27 protein-coding genes are annotated in these 26,310 nt (G+C 62.2%); 19 read left to right on the plus strand and 8 right to left on the minus strand.

Translation table 11 applies throughout. From position 1 onward, the window contains the following. Positions 1–41: 41 nt before the first annotated feature. The 3 genes from Q7J44_RS11110 to Q7J44_RS11120 all read right to left on the minus strand — a co-directional run bounded on the left by Q7J44_RS11110 (position 42) and on the right by Q7J44_RS11120 (position 2,135). A complete protein-coding gene (locus Q7J44_RS11110; protein WP_304879829.1) occupies positions 42–1,340 on the minus strand; it encodes a flagellin in 1,299 nt (432 codons plus the stop codon). 197 nt (positions 1,341–1,537) lie between these two features. Next, a complete protein-coding gene (locus tag Q7J44_RS11115; protein WP_304879830.1) occupies positions 1,538–1,858 on the minus strand; it encodes a hypothetical protein in 321 nt (106 codons plus the stop codon). Then, positions 1,842–2,135: a rod-binding protein gene (locus tag Q7J44_RS11120; RefSeq protein ID WP_304879832.1), complete on the minus strand. Its 294-nt coding sequence runs from the start codon at positions 2,133–2,135 to the stop codon at positions 1,842–1,844. Before Q7J44_RS11120 ends, Q7J44_RS11115 begins: the two co-directional genes overlap by 17 nt. A 112-nt stretch (positions 2,136–2,247) precedes the next feature. On the opposite strand from Q7J44_RS11120, the gene Q7J44_RS11125 reads away from it, so the two are divergent. Both Q7J44_RS11125 and Q7J44_RS11130 read left to right on the plus strand, forming a co-directional pair. Beyond that, positions 2,248–3,684, plus strand: coding sequence for a flagellar hook-length control protein FliK (locus tag Q7J44_RS11125; RefSeq protein WP_304879834.1), 1,437 nt, complete (start codon positions 2,248–2,250; stop codon positions 3,682–3,684). A 12-nt stretch (positions 3,685–3,696) separates the two neighbouring features. Next, complete coding sequence (locus Q7J44_RS11130) at positions 3,697–4,359, plus strand: flagellar hook capping FlgD N-terminal domain-containing protein (protein WP_304879836.1); 663 nt, start codon at positions 3,697–3,699, stop codon at positions 4,357–4,359. 144 nt (positions 4,360–4,503) lie between these two features. Here Q7J44_RS11130 and ubiB read toward each other — a convergent pair whose 3' ends face one another. Next, positions 4,504–6,033 carry a 2-polyprenylphenol 6-hydroxylase gene (gene ubiB, locus Q7J44_RS11135; protein WP_304879838.1) on the minus strand — a complete coding sequence of 510 codons (1,530 nt, stop codon included), beginning with the start codon at positions 6,031–6,033 and terminating at the stop codon, positions 4,504–4,506. Further along, positions 6,034–6,786, minus strand: a complete 753-nt coding sequence (ubiE, locus tag Q7J44_RS11140; protein ID WP_304879840.1) for a bifunctional demethylmenaquinone methyltransferase/2-methoxy-6-polyprenyl-1,4-benzoquinol methylase UbiE — start codon at positions 6,784–6,786, stop codon at positions 6,034–6,036. A gap of 111 nt (positions 6,787–6,897) precedes the next feature. On the opposite strand from ubiE, the gene mutM reads away from it, so the two are divergent. The 9 genes from mutM to Q7J44_RS11185 all read left to right on the plus strand — a co-directional run bounded on the left by mutM (position 6,898) and on the right by Q7J44_RS11185 (position 16,938). Next, positions 6,898–7,749 (plus strand): bifunctional DNA-formamidopyrimidine glycosylase/DNA-(apurinic or apyrimidinic site) lyase, encoded by an 852-nt coding sequence (mutM, locus tag Q7J44_RS11145; protein ID WP_304880367.1) that lies wholly within the window; start codon positions 6,898–6,900, stop codon positions 7,747–7,749. A 60-nt stretch (positions 7,750–7,809) separates the two neighbouring features. Continuing rightward, positions 7,810–8,586 carry an enoyl-CoA hydratase gene (locus tag Q7J44_RS11150; RefSeq protein WP_304879841.1) on the plus strand — a complete coding sequence of 259 codons (777 nt, stop codon included), beginning with the start codon at positions 7,810–7,812 and terminating at the stop codon, positions 8,584–8,586. A gap of 154 nt (positions 8,587–8,740) precedes the next feature. Then, positions 8,741–9,016 (plus strand): 30S ribosomal protein S20, encoded by a 276-nt coding sequence (gene rpsT / locus Q7J44_RS11155; protein WP_103332077.1) that lies wholly within the window; start codon positions 8,741–8,743, stop codon positions 9,014–9,016. Positions 9,017–9,545: 529 nt separating this feature from the next. Continuing rightward, entirely contained in the window at positions 9,546–10,922 is a 1,377-nt protein-coding gene (dnaA, locus tag Q7J44_RS11160; protein WP_304879844.1) for a chromosomal replication initiator protein DnaA, read from the plus strand. 217 nt (positions 10,923–11,139) lie between these two features. Continuing rightward, entirely contained in the window at positions 11,140–12,258 is a 1,119-nt protein-coding gene (gene dnaN / locus Q7J44_RS11165) for a DNA polymerase III subunit beta (RefSeq protein WP_304879847.1), read from the plus strand. Between the two features lie 68 nt (positions 12,259–12,326). Further along, positions 12,327–13,415 carry a DNA replication/repair protein RecF gene (gene recF, locus Q7J44_RS11170; RefSeq protein WP_304879849.1) on the plus strand — a complete coding sequence of 363 codons (1,089 nt, stop codon included), beginning with the start codon at positions 12,327–12,329 and terminating at the stop codon, positions 13,413–13,415. Next, positions 13,412–14,032, plus strand: coding sequence for a LysE family translocator (locus Q7J44_RS11175; protein WP_304879851.1), 621 nt, complete (start codon positions 13,412–13,414; stop codon positions 14,030–14,032). Before recF ends, Q7J44_RS11175 begins: the two co-directional genes overlap by 4 nt. An 81-nt stretch (positions 14,033–14,113) precedes the next feature. Continuing rightward, entirely contained in the window at positions 14,114–16,564 is a 2,451-nt protein-coding gene (gene gyrB, locus Q7J44_RS11180) for a DNA topoisomerase (ATP-hydrolyzing) subunit B (protein WP_304879853.1), read from the plus strand. A gap of 203 nt (positions 16,565–16,767) precedes the next feature. After that, positions 16,768–16,938: a hypothetical protein gene (locus Q7J44_RS11185; protein ID WP_304879855.1), complete on the plus strand. Its 171-nt coding sequence runs from the start codon at positions 16,768–16,770 to the stop codon at positions 16,936–16,938. Positions 16,939–17,042: 104 nt separating this feature from the next. On the opposite strand, the gene Q7J44_RS11190 is transcribed toward Q7J44_RS11185, so the two are convergent. Both Q7J44_RS11190 and Q7J44_RS11195 read right to left on the minus strand, forming a co-directional pair. Then, on the minus strand, positions 17,043–17,345 hold the full coding sequence (locus Q7J44_RS11190) for an SH3 domain-containing protein (RefSeq protein WP_304879857.1): 303 nt from the start codon (positions 17,343–17,345) through the stop codon (positions 17,043–17,045). An 85-nt stretch (positions 17,346–17,430) separates the two neighbouring features. Beyond that, a complete protein-coding gene (locus Q7J44_RS11195) occupies positions 17,431–17,751 on the minus strand; it encodes a hypothetical protein (protein ID WP_304879859.1) in 321 nt (106 codons plus the stop codon). Positions 17,752–17,901: 150 nt separating this feature from the next. Here Q7J44_RS11195 and yiaK point away from each other — a divergent pair, with 150 nt between their 5' ends. The 4 genes from yiaK to Q7J44_RS11215 all read left to right on the plus strand — a co-directional run bounded on the left by yiaK (position 17,902) and on the right by Q7J44_RS11215 (position 21,784). Beyond that, entirely contained in the window at positions 17,902–18,930 is a 1,029-nt protein-coding gene (gene yiaK / locus Q7J44_RS11200) for a 3-dehydro-L-gulonate 2-dehydrogenase (protein ID WP_304879861.1), read from the plus strand. A 67-nt stretch (positions 18,931–18,997) separates the two neighbouring features. Beyond that, a complete protein-coding gene (locus Q7J44_RS11205; RefSeq protein WP_304879863.1) occupies positions 18,998–19,495 on the plus strand; it encodes a TRAP transporter small permease in 498 nt (165 codons plus the stop codon). Continuing rightward, the gene (locus Q7J44_RS11210; protein ID WP_304879865.1) at positions 19,492–20,769 is read left to right on the plus strand and encodes a TRAP transporter large permease subunit; all 1,278 of its coding nucleotides are present in this window, start codon (positions 19,492–19,494) and stop codon (positions 20,767–20,769) included. Before Q7J44_RS11205 ends, Q7J44_RS11210 begins: the two co-directional genes overlap by 4 nt. 37 nt (positions 20,770–20,806) lie before the next feature. Further along, the gene (locus Q7J44_RS11215; RefSeq protein WP_304879867.1) at positions 20,807–21,784 is read left to right on the plus strand and encodes a TRAP transporter substrate-binding protein; all 978 of its coding nucleotides are present in this window, start codon (positions 20,807–20,809) and stop codon (positions 21,782–21,784) included. Positions 21,785–21,832: 48 nt separating this feature from the next. Here the strand turns inward: Q7J44_RS11215 and Q7J44_RS11220 are convergent, their stop codons facing one another. Next, on the minus strand, positions 21,833–22,585 hold the full coding sequence (locus Q7J44_RS11220; RefSeq protein WP_304879869.1) for a GntR family transcriptional regulator: 753 nt from the start codon (positions 22,583–22,585) through the stop codon (positions 21,833–21,835). Positions 22,586–22,772: 187 nt separating this feature from the next. On the opposite strand from Q7J44_RS11220, the gene Q7J44_RS11225 reads away from it, so the two are divergent. Genes Q7J44_RS11225 through Q7J44_RS11240 form a run of 4 tightly spaced genes read left to right on the plus strand, consistent with a single transcriptional unit; the run spans position 22,773 to position 26,310 of the window. Beyond that, positions 22,773–23,462, plus strand: a complete 690-nt coding sequence (locus Q7J44_RS11225; protein WP_304879871.1) for a GntR family transcriptional regulator — start codon at positions 22,773–22,775, stop codon at positions 23,460–23,462. 42 nt (positions 23,463–23,504) lie between these two features. Beyond that, a complete protein-coding gene (locus tag Q7J44_RS11230) occupies positions 23,505–24,479 on the plus strand; it encodes a TRAP transporter substrate-binding protein (protein WP_304879873.1) in 975 nt (324 codons plus the stop codon). Between the two features lie 53 nt (positions 24,480–24,532). Further along, positions 24,533–25,033, plus strand: coding sequence for a TRAP transporter small permease (locus tag Q7J44_RS11235; protein WP_304879875.1), 501 nt, complete (start codon positions 24,533–24,535; stop codon positions 25,031–25,033). Next, entirely contained in the window at positions 25,033–26,310 is a 1,278-nt protein-coding gene (locus tag Q7J44_RS11240; protein WP_304879877.1) for a TRAP transporter large permease, read from the plus strand. Before Q7J44_RS11235 ends, Q7J44_RS11240 begins: the two co-directional genes overlap by 1 nt.

The raw sequence follows: 26,310 nt of genomic DNA on the forward strand, positions 1-26,310 counted from the left end.
GTTTCAGGGGAATGGGCCGGGGTTACCCCCGGCCCGAGCCATCAACGGAACAGCGCCAGGATGTTCTGCGGTGCCTGGTTTGCGATCGACAACGACTGGGTCGCCAGCTGCTGCTGAACCTGCAAGGCCTGCAAGCGGGCCGATGCCTCTTCCATGTTCGCATCGACCAATGACCCGATGCCGGACTTGAGCGAGTCGACCAGATTGCCCACAAAGGTCTGCTGAATTTCGATCCGTTTTTGTGCGGTACCAAAGTCAGAGGCGGCCTGAATTGCGGTTTGCGTCAGGCCTTCGATGACTGCCAGCGCCGATTCAGCACCCGCACTGGTCGACACATCAACTGTGGACAGCTTTTCAAGGCCACCGCCAATCGTGTTGCCAGCTGGTGCGTAGGCAAGCAACTGTGCCGTTACGTTGTTGCCAACGGTGGTGGAGCCGGTGAGTGTAAGCACGTTGGCAGTGGCACCGGTGCCAACCGCAGCCGACATCTGGGTATCAAGCCCCTGCTTCTTTGCATAGTCATTGAAGGCGGACGCCAGCCCCTTTGCAACATCGGCAGCGGTGTCGCCATCACGTGCCACATAGCGAATGTCCTGGATGCTCGCGGTATTGGCTGTTGCAAGCCCCGCCGCACCCGCCGTCAGCGTGATGTTATAGCCATCACCCGCGACGACCGCACCGGCGACAATGGTGATTGCGGTGGTCGGTGCGGATGCCGCGCCGGTCAGCGCCGTTGCTGCAGTGGTCGCGGCGCCGGTTGCCTTGGCGGTCAGCGCGGCACCGACGGCCAGAGCCGTACCACCGACAACCGAGGTTGTGGTGCTCAGGTCTGACTTGCCGACGTTGATGTTGGAAGCGGCCACTGTTCCGTCTGATGCGCGGTCAAGCGACGAAAGCACATTGACGGTGCCGGTGCCCACGGTCTTGGACTTGTTCGACAGCATGTTCAGGCCGTTGAACTGGGCCGCGCCGACGATCGAGCTGATCTGATCGCGCAGCGCGCCGATGTCAGCCTGAATTTTGCTGCGGTCAACGTTCTCTTCCTGAGAGTTGACGATCTTGCCCTTCACCTCTTCCAGCAGTTTGGTGATCTGTTCCGAAGCCGAGCGGGCCAGGGAGATGGTCGAGTTACCAAGCGAAAGGCTGTCAGAGATCGACTTGAAGCCGGCAACGTCCGATTCCATGGTTTTTGCAATCGCCCAGACGGCAGCATTGTCCTTTGCGCTGCCCACGGCCATACCTGTCGAAATCTCGGCCTGGACCTGACCCATATTCTTGCTGATGGACTTCATGGTTTGCAGGGCAACCATCGCGCCGTTGTTCGTCAGAATTGAAGACATGTTCGTTTCCTTCGCAAATGCCGCGCTTTTCGCGGCCAGAGTTACCGTCGGCCGACGGCTGGAAGGGCATTCTTGCCGTTGCCCCGGGGTACAGCCCGCGGCGCCACCCCGACCTCGGGGCGCAAGACCGATACAAACCTCCAACTCCTAATCAACGGTGAATTGCCTCCCGCCAATCACCGATGATTTGAAACAATTCAGACCCGCCGCGATGTCGGCAAGGCCGTGGGCACTGTCGCCTTGAGCCCGCCACGGTCATAGGTGGTGAGTCCCTTGGCGGCTTCCGACACCTCGGCCACGCGGCGCCGGGCGGCGCGCACACCGGCAAGCGCAGAGACCAGACAGGATTCTGTCCGCTCCGCCTCGGCCTGCAGGGATTGCAATGTGCGCAGGTCGCCGCTTTGCAACGCCTCTTCGGTTTCTCGCAAGGCGGGCAGCAGGGCGGCAAGCTGCGCATACTCCCCCTCCATCACGGCGCGGCGGACCTCTTGCAGAATGGATTCAGGGCTTTGCGACATGGCGCGCCTCCTCTGCCCGGATCAGGGACGAAAAGATGGTCTGGGCCAGACCAAGCCCGCCCTTTTCAACGATGCTGCGGGCCTGCGCGTTGCGCAGAAACGACGCGAACTGGTCTTCGCCCGGGCCACCCCCGAAGGTGCCGGATGATTCGCCAAGTCCGGCATGGGACAGCATTTCGGACAGAAACACCGCCTCCATCTCTTTTGCCTTGTTCAGCAAGTGGTTGCGCTCCGGCGTAAGCGCGGCGGGGCCGGGTAGGACAGGATCAGGATTCATCGCACATCTCCGGTTCAGTTGAATTGTTCTGAATATCTGCGGGTTGGGTAAACAGTCGGTAAGCAATTCCGCGCAATTTCAGGGGCAGTCCTGTCAGACAACGGAATGCAGAATGCTGATCACCCCGTTCTCCCCGCCCCTGACACCCGCTGCTGTGGCACCGGGTGGTGTGTCCGGCGATGGGGCCGCGTTTGAAAAGTTGATGACCACGTTTCGCCCGGCAGGGCGGGAAGATGCCGCCTCTGGCCAGAGCAATGGGTCGGGGATGGATAGGGGTGAGAAGGAACCAGTGGATACCGTCCTTGCGGTTGCAGATCCGGCGACGACATCCCCAGAGCCGGATGCCGCAGGCGAAGGCCTGCAGGACACGCTGGCCATCTCTGTACAGACCGCGCCAGTTGCATGGCAGAGCGCGACCGCGCCCCCGGTTGCGGCCCCTGCTTCCGGCGACGCACCCCTGACACAGCCGACAATGCTAGGCGCAGCGATTGTGGCAGCATCCCCAGCCGTTGCGATTGGTGCGGGACAGATGATCGTCGGCGCAATGGATGCAGCGTGGGACCAGACAAAGGCTGCAGCGCAGCAGGCAGAGGGGGCCACGACCACCGGCAGCGCTGCACCACGGTTCGCGGCGGTGGCGGAGGTGCAGACTGCACCAGTCCGGCCACCGGTTGCGGATGCGCCCGATACCGCGGTGCCTGCGCCCCTCCTGAGCGGCTCGCAAGCGGCCGGTCTGGCAATGCAACCGGGCGCGGGCGGCGCAATTCAGGCAGCGCCTGCGGGGCCATCCGGCGGTGGCGCAGACCTGCCGTTGACTGCGGCTGCGGCACCGCCCGTGTCAGAGAAGACAAGTCGAAAACCGGGATCGGCTGCGGCACAAGGCACCGGAGCTGCGGTCGCGGCAAACGCAGCGGCAGAGGCTGGCAAACGCGTAGAGGCGACGGCCAGCGCCTATGACGCAAGCAGGGCACCGCCCGATGCAAGACACGCCAAGCCCACCGATGCCTCGACTCCGGCTCCCAGCCTGTCCAACCCTGTGCCAATGGTGACAGAGTTCTGGCCTGACCTCGCCGCTGCATCCGGCATTGGCCGGGACGGTGTGGCGGGTGCCGGGCCCGCTACCGGCGGCGGCGGCGCGGCCAGCCCCGCCACGCCGCCCCCCGCCAGCCAGCTTTCGCAAACCATTGTGCAGATCATTCAGCGGGGTGCAGATACTCCGGTTGAGGTGACACTGCGGCCGGAAGAACTGGGCAAGGTGCGCTTTGACATGCTGACAACCGGCGACAGGCTGCACATCACGCTGTTTATCGAACGGCCCGAGGCCATGGATCTGATCCGGCGTCATGGCGAACAGTTGCTGAACGATCTGCGTCAGTCCGGGTTCAGCAACCCTTCGCTCAGTTTTGGCGACTGGTCGCAACGCGATACGCGTCCCGCGAAACCCGCCACACCACCCAAACCGGCCGAAGGTGGCACGGCTGCTTATGACATAACCGCCGGTGCACCGGCCCGCACGATTGCTGCCGGGCGGCTGGATCTGCGGCTTTGAAAGGATGTTGACATGAACATTACCTCTACCCAGACCGGCATGAGCTATGCCGGGGCGCAGGCGGACACTGCCACAAAATCTGCGTTTGCAAACTCAGACTTCGAGACCTTTCTGCGCATGCTGACGGTGCAGATGCAGAATCAAGACCCGTTGAATCCAATTGATTCAGCGGATTACGCGGTGCAGCTTGCAACCTTTTCCGGGGTGGAACAGGCGGTTCGCACCAACCAGCTGCTGGAGAGCCTGCAATCGCAATTTGGCCTGCTGGGCATGGCGCAGCTTGCGGGTTGGGTCGGGCAAGAGGCACGGGCGGCGGCCCCGGTCTTTTTTGACGGAACGCCGGTGACGCTGTCGCCCGACCCGGCTGCATCGGCGGACCGGGCGGTTCTTGTCGTCAGAGATGCGCAGGGCCGGGTGGTGTCGCGCGAAGATCTGCCGGTTTCAACCGCGCCTTATGAGTGGGCCGGCACCGATGCGACCGGGGCGGCGCTGCCGCAAGGCATTTATACGCTGACGCTGGAAAGCTATTTCTCGGACGTGCTGCTGGAGAGCGAACCGGTGGAATCCTACGCCCAGATTCTGGAGGCGCGGGGCGGCGTGGACGGGACAAGGCTGGTGCTGCGGGGCGGGATCGAAGTTCCGGCAGATAGCGTGACCGCGCTTCGGATGCATTGAGCCATGTTGCTTCTGTCGGCAGCTCCGTTCGCCGGGGAAGTGTCTGCCCGTGCAAACGCAGTGGGGCGCAAGGCGATGTCGACAGGGTGCGACAGGGCTGAACATTGGCCAGGCCAAGGCTGCCGGGCGCGCGTGGCGAGGGCACTACAGCAAGGTGCCCAGCCACAGCCCCGCCGCCAGCATCACAACCCCCGTCAGCGCGGTCCAGAGCGGCCAGTGGTTGCGCCTGACCTGCACCGGCGGATGGCTGTCGGCCTGCGCGATCAGCGCCATTTCGACCATCTGCGGCAATCTTGGCCCGAAACGGGCCAGCACCCGCGCCGTTTTGGCCAGATCGCGCAGCAGGGCGCGGGGGCCAACGTTTTTGGTGATATAGCCTTCGACCACCGGCTTTGCGACTTCCCATATGTTGATATGGGGGTCCAGGCCGCGCGCCACGCCTTCGACCACCACCATGGTGCGTTGCAGCAAGATCAGCTCGGTCCGGGTTTCCATGCCAAAACGTTCTGTGACCTCAAACAGATAGGCCAACAGCCGCGCCATCGAAATGCGGCTGGCATCCATGCCGAAGATCGGCTCGCCCACGGCGCGCAGGGCGCGAGCGAAGTCGTCGATGTCGCGGTCGGCGGGCACATAGCCCGCCTCGAAATGCACCTCGGCCACCCGGCGATAGTCTTTCCGGATGAAGCCGAACAGAATCTCGGCATAGACCCGACGGGTGTATTCATCAATCCGCCCCATGATCCCGAAATCATAGGCGATGATGTTGCCACTGGCGGCAACCTTCAGATTGCCCTGATGCATGTCGGCGTGAAAATAGCCGTCGCGCAGCGCGTGGTTCAGGAAAAGCTGCAACACACGCGCGCCCAACAGCTTGCGGTCATGCCCGGCGGCGTCGATCAGGTCATTGTCATTCAGCCCGATGCCTTCGGCCCAATCCAGCGTCATCACCGTGCGGCCTGACAGGAACCAGATCGGCTTTGGCACCTGAAACCCGGCGTCGCCTGCGGTATTGGCGGCAAACTCGGCGGCAGCGCTGGATTCGAGGCGGAAATCCAGCTCGCCCATCACCACGCCTTCAAAATGGCGGATCACCTCCAACGGGCGCAGCCGGCGGGAAGAGGGGGAGATGAATTCAATCGCCTGCGCGGCGAAGTAGAAGGCGTCAATATCCTTGCGGAATGCGCGTTCGATGCCCGGTCGCAGCACCTTCACCGCAACTTCGCGCCCGTCTTCGACCAGCCAGGCCTTGTGCACCTGCGCGATAGAGGCGGCGGCGACGGGTTCGGAAAACTCCCGGAACATCTGATCGACCGGCAGACCCAATTCGGCCTCGATCATCTTTTTGGCAATGGCAATCGGGAAGGGCGGCAGCTTGTCCTGCAGGTATTTCAACTGCAGCGCCAGTTCATCCCCCACCACATCCGGACGGGTGGAAAGGATCTGGCCGAACTTGATATAGGCCGGGCCAAGCGCTTGCAGCGCCCGCGTGACCGGGGGCAGCGCCGGATCTCCGCGCAGGCCCAGTGGCTTGAACGGCCAGCCCAGAATCCGCGCCACAAAGCGCAGGCCCGGGGGTGCGCGAAACGCTTCGAGCACCACGCCGATGGCCCCCGTCCGCTCCAGCGTAGCAAGGGTGCGGATCAGCCGCCAGATGTTGTGGGGGCCACGCACTTACAGCTTCCACCCCGAATGAAGGGCGGCAATGCCCATGGTCTGATTGCGGTATTTGACCAGATCAAAGCCTGCCTGACGGATCATTGTGGCAAACGCCTCCTGATCCGGGAATTTGCGGATGCTTTCGACCAGATATTGATAGCTGTCGCGGTCGCCTGCCACGATCTGCCCCATCAGCGGGATTACGTTGAAGGAATAGAGATCATATGCCTTCTGCATCAGATCGTTGGGAATCTGGCTGAATTCCAGCACCATCAGCCGCCCGCCGGGCCGAAGCACGCGGTAGGCTTCGGACAGCGCATCGGCAATGCGGGTGACGTTCCGGATGCCGAAACTGATTGTATAGACATCAAAACTGTTCGACTCGAACGGCAAGGCCATCGCGTCGCCCACCACCCAGCCCAGCCGGTCAGCCATGCTGTCCGCTTCGGCCCGCTGCCGCCCGGCGACCAGCATCGATTCGGTCAGGTCGCAGACCACGGCACTGGCCCCCGGTGCCCGGTTCAGAAAGCGAAAGGCGACATCGCCAGTGCCGCCCGCCACATCCAGCAACCGCTGGCCGGGCCTTGGCGCAAGCCAGTCCATCATCGCGTCTTTCCACAAACGGTGGACGCCGCCCGACATCAGGTCGTTCATGATGTCATATTTGCTGGCCACGCGCGTAAACACGCCGTGGACCATTCCGGCCTTGTCGCCCTCGGGTACGGTCTGATAGCCGAAATGCGTCGTGCCTTTGTCGTCTTCGGTCATGGGCCTTGCCCTTTATTGCCTGCGAGTCTTCTTATAGGGCGCATCCGCGCGGCTGCAATGCGCCACCCTGTCCGGAGGGCGGATCGCGCAATGGATCAGGAGCTTGTGACCATGCCAGAACTGCCAGAGGTGGAAACCGTGCGCCGCGGACTGCTGCCCGTGATGGAGGGGCGGGTGATTGCCCAAGCATCCGTCAACCGCGACGGGCTGCGCTGGCCGTTTCCGCCGGGCATGGCCGGGCGCCTGACCGGCGCGCGGGTGAACGCGCTGCGGCGGCGGTCGAAGTATATTCTGGCCGATCTGTCCACAGGTGAGACTTTGCTGATTCACCTGGGCATGTCCGGGCGGATGCTGATTTCCGGGCAGATGTTGGGCGCGTTTCACCACGACCACCCCGCCCCGCAAAAACATGACCATGTGGTGCTGGGGATGGAGGGCGGCGCGCGCGTGACCTTCAACGATGCGCGGCGGTTCGGCGCGATGGACCTGATGGACACCGGGGCGGCAGACAGCCACCCGCTGCTGGCGGCGCTGGGGCCGGAGCCTTTGGGCAATGCGTTTGACGAAAGCTATCTGATCGCCCGGCTGAAGGGCCGCAACACGCCGATCAAGTCGGCGCTGCTGGATCAGCATATCGTGGCCGGTCTGGGCAATATCTATGTCTGCGAAACCCTGTACCGGGCCCGCATTGCCCCCCAGACCAAGGCCGGAGACCTGGCCGCCAGACAGGTGGCCGCGCTGGTGCCGATCATCCGCGCGGTTCTGGCCGAAGCCATCGAGGCAGGCGGCAGCAGCCTGCGCGATTTCCGGCAGGCAGATGGCGAGCTGGGATATTTCCAGCACAGCTTTCAGGTCTATGACCGCGAAGGCCAGCCTTGTGTGACCCCCGGTTGCGGGGCCACCGTGGGGAGGATCGTGCAGTCCGGACGGTCGTCTTTCTATTGCCCGCAGTGCCAGCGCTGACTTGCCATCGGGCAGGATGGTGCTAGGAGTCACCCAATCGCCCAACCGTGGAGCCCGCGCATGGCCTATGATACGCTGATCGTCGAGGTCGAGGATTACGTTTCCCTGATCCGGCTGAACCGCCCCGATGCGCTGAACGCGCTGAATTCCAAGCTGATGAGGGAACTGGCCAGTGCGGTGCAGGCGGCGGACCGCGATGACAACGTGCGTGTCATCGTGCTGACCGGATCGGAAAAATCCTTTGCCGCCGGCGCGGACGTCAAGGAAATGGCCGAAAAGTCGTTCACCGAGGTCTATTTCGACAACCTGTTCGGGATCGAGGCCGCAGTCATCGGTCAGGTGCGCAAACCGATTATCGCCGCGGTTTCAGGCTATTGTCTTGGTGGCGGTTGCGAGCTGGCGATGCTGGCCGATTTCATCATCGCCGCCGACACCGCAAAATTCGGCCAGCCCGAGATCAATCTGGGAATCGTGGCCGGTATGGGCGGCACCCAGCGGCTGACGCGCTTTGTCGGCAAGTCAAAGTCGATGGACATGCATCTGACCGGCCGCTTCATGGAATCGGCCGAGGCAGAGCGCTGTGGTCTGGTCAGCCGGGTGTTTCCGGCCAAGGATCTGATGACCGAGGTGATGAAGATCGCCCAGAAAATCGTCGAAAAATCGCTGCTGTCGTCGATGGCGGTCAAGGAATGCGTGAACCGGGCGCAGGAAACCACGCTGGCCGAAGGATTGCTGTTCGAACGCCGGGTGTTCCATTCGATGTTCGCCACCGAAGACCAGAAAGAGGGCATGGCGGCGTTTCTGGAAAAGCGGCAGCCGCAGTTCCGCGATAAGTAGGCCGTTTTTTCTGTTTTCTTTCGGTTCAATCCATCCTATACGCCGCCCCACATGCGCGTGGGCCCGCTTAGGCAAGAATCATCCCCTCCTATAAGGTGGGGTCTTGGGGCTTTCGTGCGATTGCATTGAATCAGACCCAGGAAAGGCCACCACAATGGCAAATAGTGAACAGTCCAAAAAACGCGCCCGCCAGTCCGAGGCGCGCTATGCCGTGAACAAGGCGCGCCGGTCGCGCATCCGTACTTTCGTGCGCAAAGTGGAAGAAGCCATCGCTTCGGGCAACTCTGAGGCCGCTGTTGAAGCGCTGAAGAATGCCCAGCCGGAACTGGCGCGTGGCGTCACCAAGGGCGTGCTGCACAAGAACACCGTGTCGCGCAAAATCTCGCGCCTGTCGTCGCGGGTCAAGGCGCTGTCGACCCCGGCTGCCTGAGTCGATTCTATCAGCTTTGTGTCAAGGGCGTCCTCTTCCGGGGGCGCCCTTTTTCTATGGCACCTGCGGATTTTCAGGCGCTTTTCTGCCCGCACGTTGCCGATTTGCCAGAGCCTCCGGATTCGCTGAGACCAAAGCTGTGTCAACTTAATAGTTCGGTTGCGAAGGCCCGCGCGGGCTTGCTACCTTCAGGGTGCGATTCACTTCGTCTTGGGGGACGTGACACCGCCTTGCGCGATATTCCGACCGGCCTTGCTGCCAGCTTGCCGTCAGAATGTTGACTTGGATCAAGGTGTTATGCTGTCTGCGGTCTATTCCGCACTCAGGTGGTTCAACGAATCCGGCTTCTCGGGGCCGGCTTCGTTGTTCTGTGGAATACCCATATCTGGCCCGCTTCCGGGTCAGATCCTTTTGCGTGTGCTGCGAAAGGGGTCGGGTCCGGACGTTCCGGGCCGTGAGGGTGGTGTGTGGGAAACAAGCCCGACCGGGGGACCGGAGGTGGCGGGCAAATAAAAACAGGTCAAAACGAATGACGAACGACACGTGGGGACAGGTTCGGGAAGAACTGATCAAGAGGGTTGGCAAGAACAACTACACGACATGGATCGAGCCGCTTCGCCTTTCCCAGCTGAAAAACGGCGTCGCCAGTTTCGAAGTGCCGACCACATTCTTCGGCGACTGGGTGTCGCGCAATTTCGCTGACCACATCCGGGGCCAGCTTGCGGTAGCGGGATCGCCTGTGGACCGTGTTGAATTTACCGTCGGCGCTGTGGCCGAACGGCCTGCGGCGGCCAGCCCTGCAGCGCGGGCTACGGCTAAATCGGCGGCAAAGCCCGCGCGGGCCCGGGCAAACGGCACCGATGAGGTGACCGGCGCCCAGCTGGAGCAGCGCTTTACCTTTGACAATTTCGTAGTCGGCAAGCCGAACGAGCTGGCCCACGCCGCCGCCCGCCGGGTGGCCGAAGGCGGGCCGGTCACCTTCAACCCGCTGTTTTTATATGGCGGCGTTGGCCTTGGTAAAACCCACCTGATGCATGCCATCGCGCATGAGCTGAAGTTCAGCCGTCCTGACCTGCACGTGCTGTATCTGTCGGCAGAACAGTTCATGTACCGCTTTGTGCAGGCGCTGCGCGACCGGCAGATCATGGATTTCAAAGAGCTGTTCCGGTCTGTCGATGTGCTGATGGTCGATGACGTGCAGTTCATCGCGGGCAAGGACAGCACGCAGGAAGAGTTCTTCCACACCTTCAACGCGCTGGTCGACCAGAACAAGCAGATCGTGATTTCCGCCGACCGCGCGCCGGGCGAGATCAAGGACCTTGAGGAACGCATCCGCTCGCGCCTGCAATGCGGGCTGGTGGTGGACCTGCATCCCACTGATTACGAACTGCGGCTGGGCATTCTGCAATCGAAGCTGGAGCATTACTCCAATCAGTACCGCGGGTTGACGATGGCATCGGGGGTGCTGGAGTTTCTGGCGCACCGGATCACCACCAATGTGCGGGTGCTGGAAGGGGCCTTGATGCGGCTGTTCGCCTTTGCCAGCCTCGTCGGACGTGAGATCAATCTGGATCTGGTGCAGGAATGTCTGTCGGATATCTTGCGCAGTTCGGAAAAGCGACTGACCATCGAGGAAATCCAGCGCAAGGTGGCCGAGCATTACAATGTGCGGCTTTCAGACATGATCGGGCCGAAACGGCTGCGCACGATTGCCCGGCCGCGTCAGGTGGCGATGTATTTGTCCAAACAGATGACCAGCCGCAGCCTGCCAGAGATTGGCCGCCGCTTTGGCGGGCGGGATCACACCACGATCATGCACGGAGTCCGCAAGATTGAAGAGCTGATGGCGGCGGACGGGCAACTGGCTGATGATGTGCAGCTCCTCAAGCGGTTGCTGCAAAGCTGAAAGCATGGGCCTTCCCCCTGTGTTACAGCCGGGCGGGCCATTTGTTTTCAAAGGTTTGGCTTTTTTTGTTTACGGAATTTTAACGCTTCGGTCCCGATGGTGGCTGTTGGCCTTGACCTTGGCGGCAAAGCCCAACAAAGTCGGGTCAAGCACTTGTGAACCCGCAGAAAACGGGTAATGTCGGCGTCCCTTAACCGGCCCGACAGGGGGATGGAAGATGAAGCTTTCGATTGAACGCGGCACGCTGCTCAAGGCCCTTGCGCAGGCCCAGTCTGTGGTGGAACGGCGCAACACCATTCCGATCCTGGCCAATGTGCTGATCGAAGCCGAAGGTGCGCAGATTTCGTTCCGCGCCACCGATCTGGATATCGAGGTGGTGGACCGCGCCCCGGCCATGGTGGAACGCCCCGGCGCAACCACGGTTTCAGCCGTGATGCTGCATGAGATTGTGCGCAAGCTGCCCGATGGCGCGCTGGTGAACCTGACCGAAGATCCGGCCTCGGGCCGGTTGTCGATCATGGCGGGGCGGTCGTCGTTCAGTCTGGCGACGCTTCCCAAGGAAGATTTTCCGGTGATGGCCACCTCGGAATATTCGTCGAACTTCTCGGCCCCTGCCCCGGCCCTGCGCCGGCTGTTCGACAAGGCGAAATTCGCGATTTCCACTGAAGAGACGCGGTATTATCTGAACGGCGTTTACCTCCATGTCTCAACCGGCGAAGACGGCCCGGTGCTGCGCGCGGTGGCGACCGATGGCCACCGGCTGGCGCGGATTGATGCCGCCCTGCCCGAAGGCGCGACCGGAATGCCGGGTGTGATCGTGCCGCGCAAGACCGTGAATGAACTGCGCAAGCTGCTGGATGATGATGAGGCGACGATTGCGGTGTCGGTGTCAGAAACGAAAATCCGCTTTGCCACCCCTGCGTTGACCCTGACCTCGAAGGTGATCGACGGCACCTTCCCCGATTACACCCGGGTGATTCCGACCGGGAACACACGGCGGCTGGAAGTGGATGCGTCTGAATTTGCCAAGGCGGTGGACCGGGTGGCCACTGTGTCGAGCGAGCGCAGCCGCGCGGTGAAGCTAAGCCTTGATGAGGACCGGCTGATCCTGTCGGTCAACGCCCCGGATTCGGGCGCGGCCGAGGAAGAGCTGGCGGTGGCCTATAGCGATGAGCGGCTGGAGATCGGCTTCAATGCCAAGTATCTGCTGGAAATCGCCTCTCAGGTAGACCGGGAAAATGCGGTGTTCCTGTTCAACTCTTCGGGCGATCCGACCTTGATGCGTGAGGGGAATGATACCAGCGCGATCTATGTCGTGATGCCGATGCGCGTGTGACATCGGTCGGACCGGGGGCCAGCCCCCGGACCCCCGGGATATTTATGAACAGATGAAAGGGGCAGCGTTTGGCTGGCCTTGCGATCACATCGCTGGTGCTGTCGCAGTTTCGCAGCCATGGCCTGACGCGGCTGGCCTTTGACGGACGGCCTGTGGCTGTGCATGGGCCGAACGGGGCGGGCAAGACCAATATTCTGGAAGCAGTGTCTTTGCTGTCGCCGGGGCGCGGGTTGCGGCGGGCGGGGGCAGACGAGCTGGCGCGGCGGCCAGAGGCAATTGGCTGGAAGATCTCGGCGCAGGTAGACGGGCTGGACGCACCACATGAGGTGGTGAGTTTTGCCGAGGGCACCGACGCGCGGGTGGTGCGGATTGACGGCAAAGCCGCGACCCAAGGTATGCTGGGCCGGGTGCTGCGCATTCTGTGGCTGGTGCCCGCGATGGACCGGCTGTGGATTGAGGCCGCCGAGGGGCGGCGACGGTTTCTGGACCGGATGACCCTGAGCTTTCAGCCCGAGCATGGCGAGGCGGTGCTGGCCTATGACAAGGCGATGCGCGAGCGCAACCGGCTGCTGAAGGATCAGGTGCGCGATGCGCATTGGTACGGGGTAATCGAGGCGCGGATGACCGAGGCGGCGGCCCTGATCGACGCGGGCCGCGCGGCGGCGCTGGCGCGGCTCGCGCTGGCGCAGAACGGGGCGGAAACCGCGTTTCCGCGGGCCGACCTGACCTTGCTGCATCCTGACGGGAATTATGGCGATCTGGCACTGGCACTGGCCGAGGGGCGGGCGCGCGATATGGCGGCCGGCCGCACCTTGCAGGGGCCGCACCGGGTGGATCTGGCGGCGGTTTATGCGGCCAAGGGCGTGGCGGCTGCGCAATGTTCGACCGGCGAGCAGAAGGCGCTGCTGATCTCGCTTATTCTGGCCAATGCGCGGGCGCTCGCGGCCGATCTGGGCCGCGCGCCGGTGGTGCTGCTGGACGAGGTGGCGGCGCATCTGGATGCGGCGCGGCGGGCGGCGCTGTATGACGAGATCTGTGCGCTGGGCGCGCAGGCGATCATGACGGGGACGGAACCCGGATTGTTCGAGGCGTTGGGCGGTCGGGCGCAAGATCTGGCCGTGAGCGAGGATGGCGGCGTATCGGAGGTTCGTGGATGACGGTGACATTGCATCAGCTGGCGCTGTACGCGCTGGCCATGGTGGGGCTGTGGGTGATTCCCGGGCCGGTCTGGGTTGCGCTGACCGCGCGGGCGCTGTCGGGCGGCATGGCAGGGGCCTGGCCGCTGGCGGTGGGGGTGGCGCTGGGCGATCTGATCTGGCCGCTCTGTGCCATTCTGGGGCTGGCCTGGGTGCTGTCTTTGTACGGCGATCTGCTGGAGGTGATGCGCTGGATTGCGGCGGCGGTGTTCATCGTGATGGGGGTGCTGTTGCTGCGCAAGCCGGCGGCGGTGCCGGGGACGGACAGCCGGATGACGCGGCCCGGGGTCTGGGCCGGGTTTTCGGTCGGGGTGGCGGCGGTGATCGGCAACCCCAAGGCGATTTTGTTCTACATGGGGTTTCTGCCGGGGTTCTTTGACCTGAGCCGGGTGAACGTCTGGGATATTGCGGCGATCTTGCTGGTTTCGGCGGTGGTGCCGATGTTGGGCAATCTGGGGCTGGCGCTGTTTCTGGACCGGGCGCGGCAGCTGTTGCGCAGCCCCGCGGCCTTGCGGCGGCTGAACGTGGTGTCGGGGGTTTTGCTGATTGCGGTGGGTTGCGTGATTCCCTTTACCTGACCCCCAAATCTTGTGTCTTAGGGGTGACATTCCCGGCCCCCGGCGGTATAACTCGCGCACATTATCAGGGGTTCATGACGCATGGCCGAAGCTGCCCGCAAACCCGCCGAATACGGCGCCGATTCCATCAAAGTACTCAAGGGGTTAGAGGCGGTTCGCAAACGCCCTGGCATGTATATCGGTGACACCGATGACGGGTCAGGCCTGCACCACATGGTTTACGAGGTGGTGGACAACGGGATCGATGAGGCGCTGGCCGGGCATGCCACTGCTGTCACCGTGAAAATTCACGCGGATTCCAGCGTATCGGTGCGCGACAACGGGCGCGGGATTCCGGTCGATATCCATCAGGAAGAAGGCGTGTCGGCGGCAGAGGTCATCATGACCCAACTGCATGCGGGCGGGAAGTTCAACAACACCGATGACTCGGGCAATGCCTACAAGGTGTCGGGCGGGTTGCACGGGGTTGGTGTTTCGGTCGTCAACGCGCTGTCGGAATGGCTGGAGCTGACCGTCTGGCGCGATGAGACCGAGTATCGGGCGCGGTTCGAGCATGGCGAGTGCGTCGAGCATGTGCGGGCCATCGGCCCTGCGCCGGGGATGCGGGGGACCGAGGTGCGGTTTCTGGCCAGCGCCAAGGTCAACATCCCCGAAGGGACGTTTTCCAACCTCGATTACAGCTTCAAGACGCTGGAAAACCGGCTGCGCGAGCTGGCCTTTCTGAACTCGGGCGTGCGGATCATTGTTGAAGACGCGCGGCCCGCCGAGCCGCTGCACACAGAGCTGTTCTATGAAGGCGGGGTGCGCGAGTATGTGAAATACCTCGACCGGTCGAAATCCAGCATCATGGCCGAGCCGATCTATATGATCGGGGAACGCAACGGCATGACCGTTGAGGTCGCGATGTGGTGGAATGACAGCTACAACGAAATGGTGCTGCCGTTTACCAACAACATTCCGCAGCGCGATGGCGGCACGCATCTTGCCGGCTTTCGCGGCGCGCTGACGCGGACGATCAACGGCTATGCCCAGGCGACCGGGATTGCCAAGAAGGAAAAGATCGACTTCACCGGCGATGATGCTCGCGAGGGGCTGACCTGTGTGCTGTCGGTCAAGGTGCCGGACCCGAAATTTTCGAGCCAGACCAAGGACAAGCTGGTATCATCCGAGGTGCGACCGGCGGTTGAAAATCTGGTGAACGAAAAGCTGTCGGAATGGTTTGAGGAAAACCCAAGCCAAGCCAAGGTGATTGTCGGCAAGATCATCGAAGCCGCAATGGCCCGCGAGGCGGCGCGCAAGGCGCGCGAGCTGACGCGGCGCAAGACGGCGCTGGATGTGGCCAGCCTGCCCGGCAAGCTGGCCGATTGTCAGGAACGCGATCCGGCAAAGTCTGAGATTTTCCTCGTCGAAGGGGATTCGGCTGGCGGATCTGCGAAACAGGGGCGCAGCCGTTCCAATCAGGCGGTGCTGCCGCTGAAAGGCAAGATCCTGAACGTCGAACGCGCCCGGTTTGACCGGATGCTGGCCAGTCAGGAGATCGGCACGCTGATCACAGCACTGGGCACCGGCATTGGCCGGGATGAGTTTGATATCAAGAAACTGCGCTACCACAAGGTCGTTATCATGACCGACGCCGATGTGGATGGCGCGCATATCCGGACGCTGATCCTGACGTTTTTCTTCCGGCAGATGCCGGAGCTGATCGAGGGCGGGTATCTGTATATCGCGCAGCCGCCACTGTACAAAGTGGCGCGCGGCAAGTCCGAGGTCTACATCAAGGATCAGGCCGGTCTGGAAGATTACCTGATCGACATGGGGCTGGATGGCGCGATTCTGCGGCTTGGCAGTGGCGAAGAGCTGGCGGGCGAAGACCTGCGCCGGGTGATCAACGGCGCGCGGCAGTTCCGCCGGGTGCTCGACTCCTTCCCCACCAATTACCCGCGCAATCTGCTGGAACAGGCGGCGCTGTCGGGCGCGTTCGATCCGGGACAGGCCGATGCCGATCTGCAGGCGGTGGCCGATACGGTGGCGCATCGTCTGAACCTGATTGCGGCGGAGTATGAAAAGGGCTGGGCCGGGCGGATCACGCAGGATCACGGCATCCGCCTGTCGCGCATTCTGCGCGGCGTGGAAGAGCTGCGCACGCTGGACGGTGCCGTGCTGCGGTCCGGCGAGGCGCGGCGGCTGTCGTCAGTGTCGCGCGAGACGCGGGATTCGTTCCGCGATCCGGCGCGGCTGGTGCGCAAGGACCGCGAGCAGCTGGTCTACGGGCCGACTGATCTGCTGAAGTCGATTCTGGCTGAGGGTGAAAAGGGTCTGACCCTGCAACGCTACAAGGGTCTGGGGGAGATGAACCCGGAACAGCTGTGGGAAACCACGCTGGACCCCGAGGCGCGCACCCTGTTGCAGGTAAAGGTGGACGATCTGGCCGAGGCCGATGACATCTTTACCAAATTGATGGGCGATGTGGTGGAGCCACGCCGCGAATTCATTCAGCAGAATGCGCTGAATGTGGAAAATCTGGACTTCTGATCCGTTCCGCCCCGTTTTGCGACGGGGCGGCGCGGAAAGTTCCGGGCGTTCCCCTTGGGTTGGCCGATTGTTCAGCCATGGCACTGGTTTACCGGGTGCCGGATGCCCATCTTGAAATAAGCTGCACAAAGTCTTTGTGCCGTTTCATGGCAGGCTCTGTCCCGGCCGGTTTCCAACCGAATCCAGCCTGACAGGAGCCTAAAATGGGATATTCCCCGCAAAAAACGCCGTTCGACCTGACCGAATTTCTGAGCAAGCCCGCAAACCCCAACACCCGCAAGTGGAAGCGTTTTTCCATGGGCGCGCGCCCTGCTGCCGTAGTGGAAGCGGAAGAGACTGAGGCTGAAACGCCGGAAGCGCCCGCAAAGGGCTGATACCGCGTTCAGGGTCCGTCTCCGGGCCGCGATGATATGCCGGGCGTCGTGTTGAAGAACACCGCCCGGCACTTTCATGTCTGGGGGCTAAAACAGCGCAAAGGTCAGAGTTTGCGCAGGTAGGATGCCGAAACATACCCTTTCAGCCCGCGCGCCTTTTCCATCGTGACGCTGCACCAGCGGGTGCTGCCGGATTGTTCGCAGCTGATGACCCGGACCACTGTGCCGTTCGGCAAGCCGACGATCACCACATAGCCAACCCCCGGCCCGGCGCGCATTTTCAGCATGTCGTCGCCTTCGACGCCATAAACCTCATGCCGGCCCAGCGGCCCTGCTGCGGCGGGGGAGATGCCGGAAACGGTGGCCAGAACGGCTGCCGCGATAATGGCGAAAATTGCTTTGCGCATTGTTGTACCTGTTTGCTGCCTCAGCCACTGTTTTAAGTGGTCTGGGGCGCGAACGGAAGAACCACCTGTTCCGGCGGCGCGGTGGTCAACTGCCGCTGCGCGTGACGTGGTGATGAACCCTGCCGCTGAACAGCCGGGCCAGAACAGCGGCACTGTGATCGCGGGTCAGATAGCGATGCGGGCTGGCGAGCGAGGCGTCGAGCGTGGCATGATCGGGGTAATCCACGGCCAGCACCATAAGAATCTCGGGCGCATCTGCGTCGCGCGTCTCGGCAAAGGTCAGACGCACGCCAGTATTGCCGGGCATCGCCTGCCAGAGTGGCAGCAGCTCCTGGTTGATCTGCTGGCAAAAGCTGTCAGCATCAGTCAGGGCCTGGCCTTCGAAAAAAACGTATCGGGTCAGCATGATGGGCACCTTTGGTCTGCGATTGGCCGCCTGCCCCGATCTGAAAACAGCAGTGTCGGCCAACGGTTGTTGACAAGTATGGTAGTATGCATATGATTACCTAGAGGCAAGCCGCTACGCGACAGCGCAGCGACGGGGGGAGAAAACCAGATGAACAGAGTTCCCTATCAGGAGCTTGAAGATACGATTGCACGCGCATTCGTAAAGGCCGGCATGAGCGAGACCAAAGCGCGGACAAGTGCGCGCTTCCATGCCGAGGCAAGTTGTGACGGCGTTTATTCACATGGGCTGAACCGCGTGCCGCGGTTTGTCGATTACCTGCTGAAAGGCTGGGTCGAACCCGAGGCCGAGCCGGTTCTGGTGCGCCAGATCGGGCCGATCGAAGTGCTGGACGGGCAGCGCGGGCCGGGCATTCTGAATGCGCTGCACGCAACTGACCGCGCGCTGGAACTTGCGGCCGACCATGGAGTCGGCATCGTTGCGCTGCGCAATACCACGCATTGGATGCGGGGCGGTGCCTTTGGCTGGCGTGCGGCAGATCGTGGCAAGGTCATGATCGCATGGACCAATACCGAATCCTGCATGCCCGCTTGGGGTGGCACCGACACCCGGCTGGGGAACAACCCGCTGGTCATGGCGGTGCCGCGTGCCGAAGGGCATGTGGTGCTGGATATGGCAATGTCGCAATATTCCTATGGCAAGTTGCAGACCACGCGTCTGCGCGGGGCACAGCTGCCCTATGCCGGCGGTTTTGACAGTGACGGCACCCTGACGACAGACCCCGGCGCGATTGAAGCATCGCGCCGCATTCTGCCGACCGGGTTCTGGAAAGGGTCGGGTCTGACCATCCTGCTGGATGTGCTGGCTGCTGCCCTGTCCGAAGGCTCGGCCACCCATCAGATCGACAAGATCGACCGGGGAAGCTGCACCGGCTGTTCGCAGATCTTTCTGGCTTTTGACCCCGAACGGCTGGGCTCGGCAGAGCATCTGCAGGACATCGTCGACGGGATGGCCGGTTATGTGAACGGCTCTACTCCGACAGAGCCGGGGCGCAAGGTAACCTATCCCGGTCAGAACACGCTGACCACGCGGCTGGAGCATCGCAAGAACGGCGTGATCGTCGATGCAGAGATCTGGCAAGAGGTTCAGGCGCTGGCAGGGGGGCCGCAAGCAGTCTGACTGACATAGCGCATGCCCGGTCCACAAGGTCCGGGCATGTTCACGATCGCCAAGGGAGGAGGACCCCATGACAGATCAAGACCAGGGACTGGTTGTGCGTCTGGCGGAGCTGACGCTGAAAGTGCTCATGGTGCTGTGCATCCTGACCATGAGTGTGCTGGTGTTCACGAATGTCGTGCTTCGGTACGGCTTCAACACCAGCCTGATACTGACGGAAGAAATCGCCCGCTATGCGTTTGTCTGGCTGACCTTTCTGGGCGGCATTCTGGCCTTTGCCCGGAACCGGCATGTGCGGATGGATCTGTTCGTGAAGATGCTTCCGAAGCGGCCACGGGTGGCGGTGCTGCTGGCCGGGGACGTCATCGTTCTGGTGTGCTGCTATCTGATCGTGCGCGGCTGCTATGAGCTGGCGTCGTTGAATCTGATCAACTTTCTGCCGGTGACCGGGTTGTCTGTCGCCTGGCTTTATGCCGCGGGGATTCCGTTCGGGATTGCGGTGGCCGGGCTTGTGTTGCGGCAGATGGTGCATCGGCTGACCCGCGACGATGAGGGGCAGAAGGCATGACGGTCCTGATCTTTCTGGGCGGGCTGTTTCTGGCGATTGCGATGGGCATTCCGATTGCGCTGGCGCTGCTGGCGGCGGCGGTCGGGCTGATGCTGGAACTTGGTCTGTTTGATGCGCAGATCATGGCGCAGAACCTGATGAACGGGGCCGACAGCTACACCTTGCTGGCGATTCCCTTCTTCATTCTGGCCGGAGAGGCGATGAATGCGGGCGGCATTTCGCGCCGGATCATCGATCTGCCGATGAAACTGGTCGGGCACAAACGCGGTGGCCTTGGCTTTGTGGCCATCATCGCCGCGGTGCTGATGGCCAGCCTGTCGGGATCGGCTGCGGCGGATACGGCCGCGCTGGCCATGATCTTGCTGCCGATGATGAAACAGGCGGGTTACCCCGAGGCCGGGTCGGCCGGGCTGATCGCGACCGGCGGGATCATCGCACCGATCATTCCACCGTCGATTCCGTTCATCATCTTCGGGGCCACGACCGGCGTGTCGATTTCCCAGCTGTTTCTGGCGGGGATTGCGCCCGGTGTGATGATGGGGATGGCGCTGGCGCTGGTCTGGTGGTGGCAGAGCCGCACGCTTGACCTGACCCCGATGCCAAAAGCCACGCGGCGCGAAGTTCTGAGCTCGGTCAAATCGGGGCTTTGGGCACTGCTGCTGCCGGTTATCATCATCGGCGGCTTCCGGTCCGGCATCTTTACCCCGACCGAGGCGGGCGTTGTGGCCGCGGTCTACGCAATCTTTATCGGCACGGTGGTGTACCGCGAACTGGCGCTCAAAGATCTGTTCGAGGTGTTCTATTCCGCAGCGGAAACCACAGCAATTGTGATGCTGCTGGTGGCGGCGGCGGCGGTATCGGCCTGGCTGATCACGATTGCCGACTTTCCGGCGCAGATCGTGGCGATGCTGGAACCGCTGATCGGCAACCCGATTTTGCTGATGGCAACCATCATGCTGGTGGTCATGGCTGTCGGTATGGTCATGGACCTGACACCGACCGTGCTGATCCTGGGGCCGGTTCTGTTGCCGGTCGCAATGGCCGCCGGGATCAACCCGGTATATTTCGGCGTCATGTTCATCCTGAACTGTTCAATCGGGCTGATCACGCCGCCGGTGGGCAATGTGCTCAACGTCATCGCCGGAGTGTCGCGGATGCCGTTTGACCGATGTGCGGTCGGTGTCCTGCCCTATCTGGCCACGATGCTGGCCTTGCTGGCGCTGTTTGTGATCTTCCCGGGCCTGATCATCACGCCGCTGGAATGGCTGCGCTAGTGCCAGACTTTACGAAATCCAAGAGGAGGAGAGAGAAATGAACTATCACAAGAGTCTAATCGCTGCAGGTGTCGCTCTGGCGATCTGCACCGCAGGTGCGCAGGCGCAGACATTCCGCTTTGCCGCCGAAGCCCCCGCTGCGGATTCGCAGGTCAAGGCAGCCGAGCACATGAATGAGCTGCTGGCCGAAAAATCCGGCGGCGACCTTGCGCTGCGGATTTTTCCGGGCGGCACACTTGGCAATGCCCAGGCCGTGATCACCGGGACGCGTGGCAACACCGTGGATATGTTCGTGACAGGCACGTCCAACATCAGCGGGCTGAAGCCTGAAATGGGCATGCTGGATATTCCGTTCCTGTTCCAGGATTCCGACCATGCGTATCGCGTGCTTGATGGTGAGGTCGGTCGTGAGCTGCTGGACCAGCTGGATGATGTCGGCCTGAAGGGTCTGGCGTTCTGGGAAAATGGCTGGCGTCAGATCACCACCAAGGACCGGATTGTCAGCACACCGGCAGATCTGGCCGGGATGAAGATCCGCACCACGGGCGCACCTGTCCACATCCGCGCCTTTGAGCTGCTGGGGTCCAACCCGGTTCCGATGCCGATCGGCGAGCTGTATACCGCGCTGGAAATGGGAACCGTGACGGCGCAAGAGCATCCGCTGGGCGTGTTCATGTCGTCGAAATTCTACGAGGTGCAGGACAACATCACCCTGTCGCGTCACGCCTACAGCCCGCTGGTCGTTGCCATGAGCAAAACCAAGTTCGATGCCCTGTCACCGGAGCATCAGCAGATGCTGCTGGATGCCGCCGTTGAAACCGCCGCCTTCCAGCGCCAGCTGAACAGCGACGCGCTGGCCGGTCAGGTCGAAGAGCTGCGCGCCATGGGCAAGACCGTGTCGGAAGACTTTGTGCAAGAGCCGTTTGTCGCGGCCACAGCCCCGGTGCGGGAAGGCTTTATCGCCGAATTCGGCGGCGCAGAGAAACTGGAAGCCATCGACGCGCTGCGCGACTGATTCTTTGCGATATCAACGAAGGGCCGGGCACAACGCCCGGCCCTTTTGCTATTCCGGCACGGTCAGCGCGACGCGGGCCATGGACTGAATATCGACATCAGCCGCATCAAAAATCTCGGGCGTGCGGGACTGATGGACGGCAAGATCCTGCAGGATTGTACGCAGATGCAGTCGCATTGCCGCTTCGGCGCGCACCGGGTCTTTTGCGGCTATCGCGTCGAAGACAGCGGTGTGCTGCGCGACAAGCCGTTCGATATCAAGGCTTTGCGTGGTCAGATAGCGTACCCTGTCCATCTGTGACTTGACGCCGTCCATATTCTGCCACAGGTGCTTGCGCCCGGCAGCCTCGGCCAGCGTGCGGTGAAACAGATCATCCAGCCGCAGAAATTCGGCCCGTTCCTGCGGGGCGGTCTTGACCCGGCACAGATGGCTTTGCGCGTCGAGTTGCGCCCGCAGGTCGCGCAGCAGGGCAGCGTCGGGATTGACGGCAAGGATGCGCACCAAATCGCCCTCAATCGCCTCACGTATAAAACGCGCGTCTTCGACAGCACGCAGCGAGATCTTGCAGACAAAGGTGCCCCGCTGCGGACGCACCTGCACCAGCCCCTCTTCGGACAGTTTGATGAACGCCTCGCGCACGGGTTGGCGGCTGACACCGAACTGCAGGCTCAGCTCTGCTTCTGACACCCGCTCGCCGGGTGCCATCTGGTTTTCGATGATCCGCGCGCGCAGAATCTGTACCAGCTGCTGGCCCACAGAGCCGCGGGGATCAAGCAGGTTGCTGTTGTCAGGTTTCGTCATGACGTCCTTACTTTTTGCCCGCGCCAACTGTCCACAGCCGGTCCGGTTTCGCCTGTGACCGAAGTTATCGTCAAGACGGTCGCGGGGCAACGAAATCAGATTTTCCCAGACAATCAGGTCACGAACCAGAGGATGCCAGATTGACTGGTATGGTAGTATGGCTTATGGTCAGATCAGGGAGAATATCATGTCTGATCGCATCGAAACGCCGGCAAGGCTTCGACCGCTGCGCACCAGCGTCGTGGACCAGCTTTACACCATGCTGCGGACAGCGATCATCGACAATGCCCTGTGCCCCGGCGCGCGCATTTCCGAAGCGGAAGTGGCGCTGCAACACGGCGTCAGCCGCCAGCCGGTGCGCGAAGCCTTCATCACGCTTGCCAATGAGGGTCTGCTGGAAATCCGCCCGCAGCGTGGCACCTATGTTGCCAAGATCTCGCTGCCCGCCGTTATGGATGCGCGTTTCGTGCGCGAAGCGGTGGAGGCCGATATTGTCAGACTGCTGGCGCAATCACCCGACCCCGAACTGATCACGCTTCTTGAACGGCAGGTCGACCGCCAGATGGGTCTGATCGGCGGATCGGCCCGCGATTTCATGGAAGAAGACGAGATTTTCCACCGGACTCTCGCCGAAGGCGCGGGCAAGGGCAATGCCTGGCGCATCGTGGTCGAGATGAAGGCCCAGATGGACCGCGTGCGGTTTTTGTCGAGCATGCATTTCCCCGTGGGCCGCCTGATCGACCAGCATCGTGAAGTGGTGGCGGCGATTGCGGAGGGCGACCCTGACCGGGCCGAACGTGCCATGCGGCGTCACCTGCAGGGCATCCTGACGGATCTGCCGGTGATCAAGCAGGAACAACCCGAGTATTTTCTGTGATCCCGGCCGGTGCCGGTGATCTTTCATCCTGAGGAGGACACGATGACGTTCTACAAAATCACACAGATGGCGGCAACCTGTGCCGTTGTCGCCCTGATGGGCAGTGCAGCCGCGGCGCAAGAGGTGACGCTGAAGCTGGGGCACCTCGCGAATGAGGAAAACATCTGGCACAAGGCCGCGATGAAATTCGCCGAGGAAGCCAAGACGCTCACCGAAGGCCGGGTAGAGGTGCAGGTGTACCCCAACGAATCCCTTGGCAAGGAAATTGACGTCATCAACGGCATGCAGCTTGGCACGGCCGACATGACGATCACCGGCGAAAGCCTGCAGAACTGGGCGCCGAGTGCGGCTCTGCTGGCGCTGCCCTACGGCTACAAGTCGCTGGAGCATATGGACGAGGTTGCCTCGGGTGAGATCGGCGCGCAGATTGAAGCCGAAATCATCGCAAACGCCGGTATCCGCCCGCTGACCTATTTTGCACGCGGGCCGCGCAATCTGTCGGCCACGCGCGAAATCAAGACACCGGCAGATCTGAACGGGTTCAAGCTGCGCGTGCCGAATGTGCCGATCTTTGTGGCCGCCTGGCAGGCGCTGGGGGCAAACCCGACGCCGATGGCGTTTTCCGAGGTGTTCACATCCTTGCAAAACGGCACCATCGAAGGACAGGAAAACCCGCTGGCGCTGTTTAAATCCGGTGGCTTCTATGAGGTGCAGAAGGTTGTGAACAAGACCGAGCATGTGCGGTCCTGGATCTATCTGACCATTTCCGAACTGAGCTGGGCCAAGCTGTCAGAAACCGATCAGGCCGCCCTGATGGAAGCCGCCAAGCGCACCCAGGCCTATGAGCGCGAGCTGTTCACCGCTGACGAACTGGCGCTGGTGGCCGATCTTGAAGGCCGTGGCGTGACCTTTGTCGAGGTCGATCAGGCAGCCTTTGCCGCCCAGGCGCGTGACGCCGTGATCGGGGCCGTGGCCGAAGACATCCGCCCGCTGGCCGAGCAGATCTTCAACAACTGATACCAACAGGTTCTGCCGGAAACCCTCTGGCAGAACCCTTCCGGAGGGTTTTCATGACACGCGCATTCAAAGGGCTGGAGGGGCTGTGCCGCCTCCTTATCCTTGCGGCTTTTCTGGTGCTGTCTGGATCGGTGCTGTTGCAGGTCTTTGCCCGCACCTTCCTGAGCAGTGCCCCGGTCTGGACCGAGGAGCTGACCCGGTTCTGCCTGATCTACATCGGCGCGCTGGGGGCCGGTCTTGCTCTGCGCAGCGGCGATATGGTGAATGTCGACCTGCTGTGCGAAAGGCTGCCGGGCCGCGCCCCTTGGGTGCTGCGGCTGATCTGCGCAGTGCTGACGGCGGGGTTTGCGATTGCCCTGCTGTCTGCCGCGTGGCGCTACACCGCGATCGGCAGCCGCCAGACGGCGGCCTCGCTTGGGGTGCGGATGGATTTCATCCATGCCTCGATGCTGATCCTGTTCATCACCTTGGCACTCTGGGCGCTGATGCGCGTGTTTGAGATGCTGACCGGCCGCCATGACGGCCGCCCCGTTCGCAGCGCAGAGGAAATCTGATGGGCCTGACACTTCTTCTTGGCACCTTTGTTCTGGGCCTTGCCATCGGTTTGCCGGTGGCGGTGACGCTGGGCCTGTCGTCGATGGCCTATCTGCTGTTTGCCGATATCCCCTTGGTGGTCATCCCGCAGAAGATGTATGCCGGGATGGACAGCTTTGTGCTGCTGTGTATCCCGGGCTTCATCCTTGCCGGCAACCTGATGAATTCGGGCGGCATTACCGGACGGATCATCCGCTTTGCCAATGCGCTGGTGGGCTGGATGCGCGGCGGGCTGGCGCAGGCCAATATCGCGGCATCGATGCTGTTCGGCGGCATTTCGGGAACGGCGGTGGCCGATGTCGCCTCGGTCGGCGGGATGATGATTCCGGGGATGAAAAAGGCGGGTTATCCGGGCGAATTCGCAGCGGCGGTGACGGCAGCCTCATCGACCGTGGGGCCGATGATTCCGCCCTCGGTGCCAATGATCATCGTGGGGTCATTGTCGGGCCTGTCGGTCGGCAAGCTGTTTCTGGCGGGCGCGGTGCCCGGCGTGCTGATGGGGGCGGCGATGATGGTGGTCACCTACTTCATTGCCAAGAAAAAGAACTTCCCGCGTGAGGCGTGGCAAGGCGTGGGCGAGCTGTTCAGCTCTTTCACCAGTGCGGTCTGGGCGATTGCGATGACAGTGCTGATCGTTGGCGGATTGCTGATCGGGGTGACGACGCCGACCGAAACCGCGATCGTGGCGTGTCTCTATGCCATGCTGGTCGGGCTGTTTGTCTACCGCGAACTGCCCGTCGCGCGCATTCCCAAGATCATCATCGACAGTGCGGTCAGCTCTGCCGGGATTCTGGTGCTGGTCGGCACCGCCAATGTGTTTGGCTGGATTCTGGTGTCAGAGCGCATTCCGCAGATGCTGGCGGATGGGGTTCTGTCTGTCACCGGCAACAAGTTCGTTGTCATCCTGCTGATCAACCTTTTGCTGCTGTTCGTCGGTATGTTCATGGAAACCATTGCCGCGCTGATCATCCTGTTCGTGCCGTTGCAGGCGCTGGCCATGGCGGTGGGGATCGATCCGTTGCACTTTGCCTGCTTCGCGGTGCTGAACCTGATGATCGGGCTGACCACGCCGCCGGTGGGGGTTTGCCTGTTCGTGGCGTCAAACATTGCACGGTTGCCACTGTCGCCGGTGATCCGGGCGATCACGCCGTATATCATCTGCAATATCACCGTTTTGCTGCTGGTCAGCTATTTCCCGCTGCTGTCGACATGGCTGCCCAATACCCTGATGCCCTGA

It is taken from the genome of Pseudotabrizicola sp. (assembly GCF_030656345.1).
Taxonomy (GTDB): domain Bacteria; phylum Pseudomonadota; class Alphaproteobacteria; order Rhodobacterales; family Rhodobacteraceae; genus Pseudotabrizicola.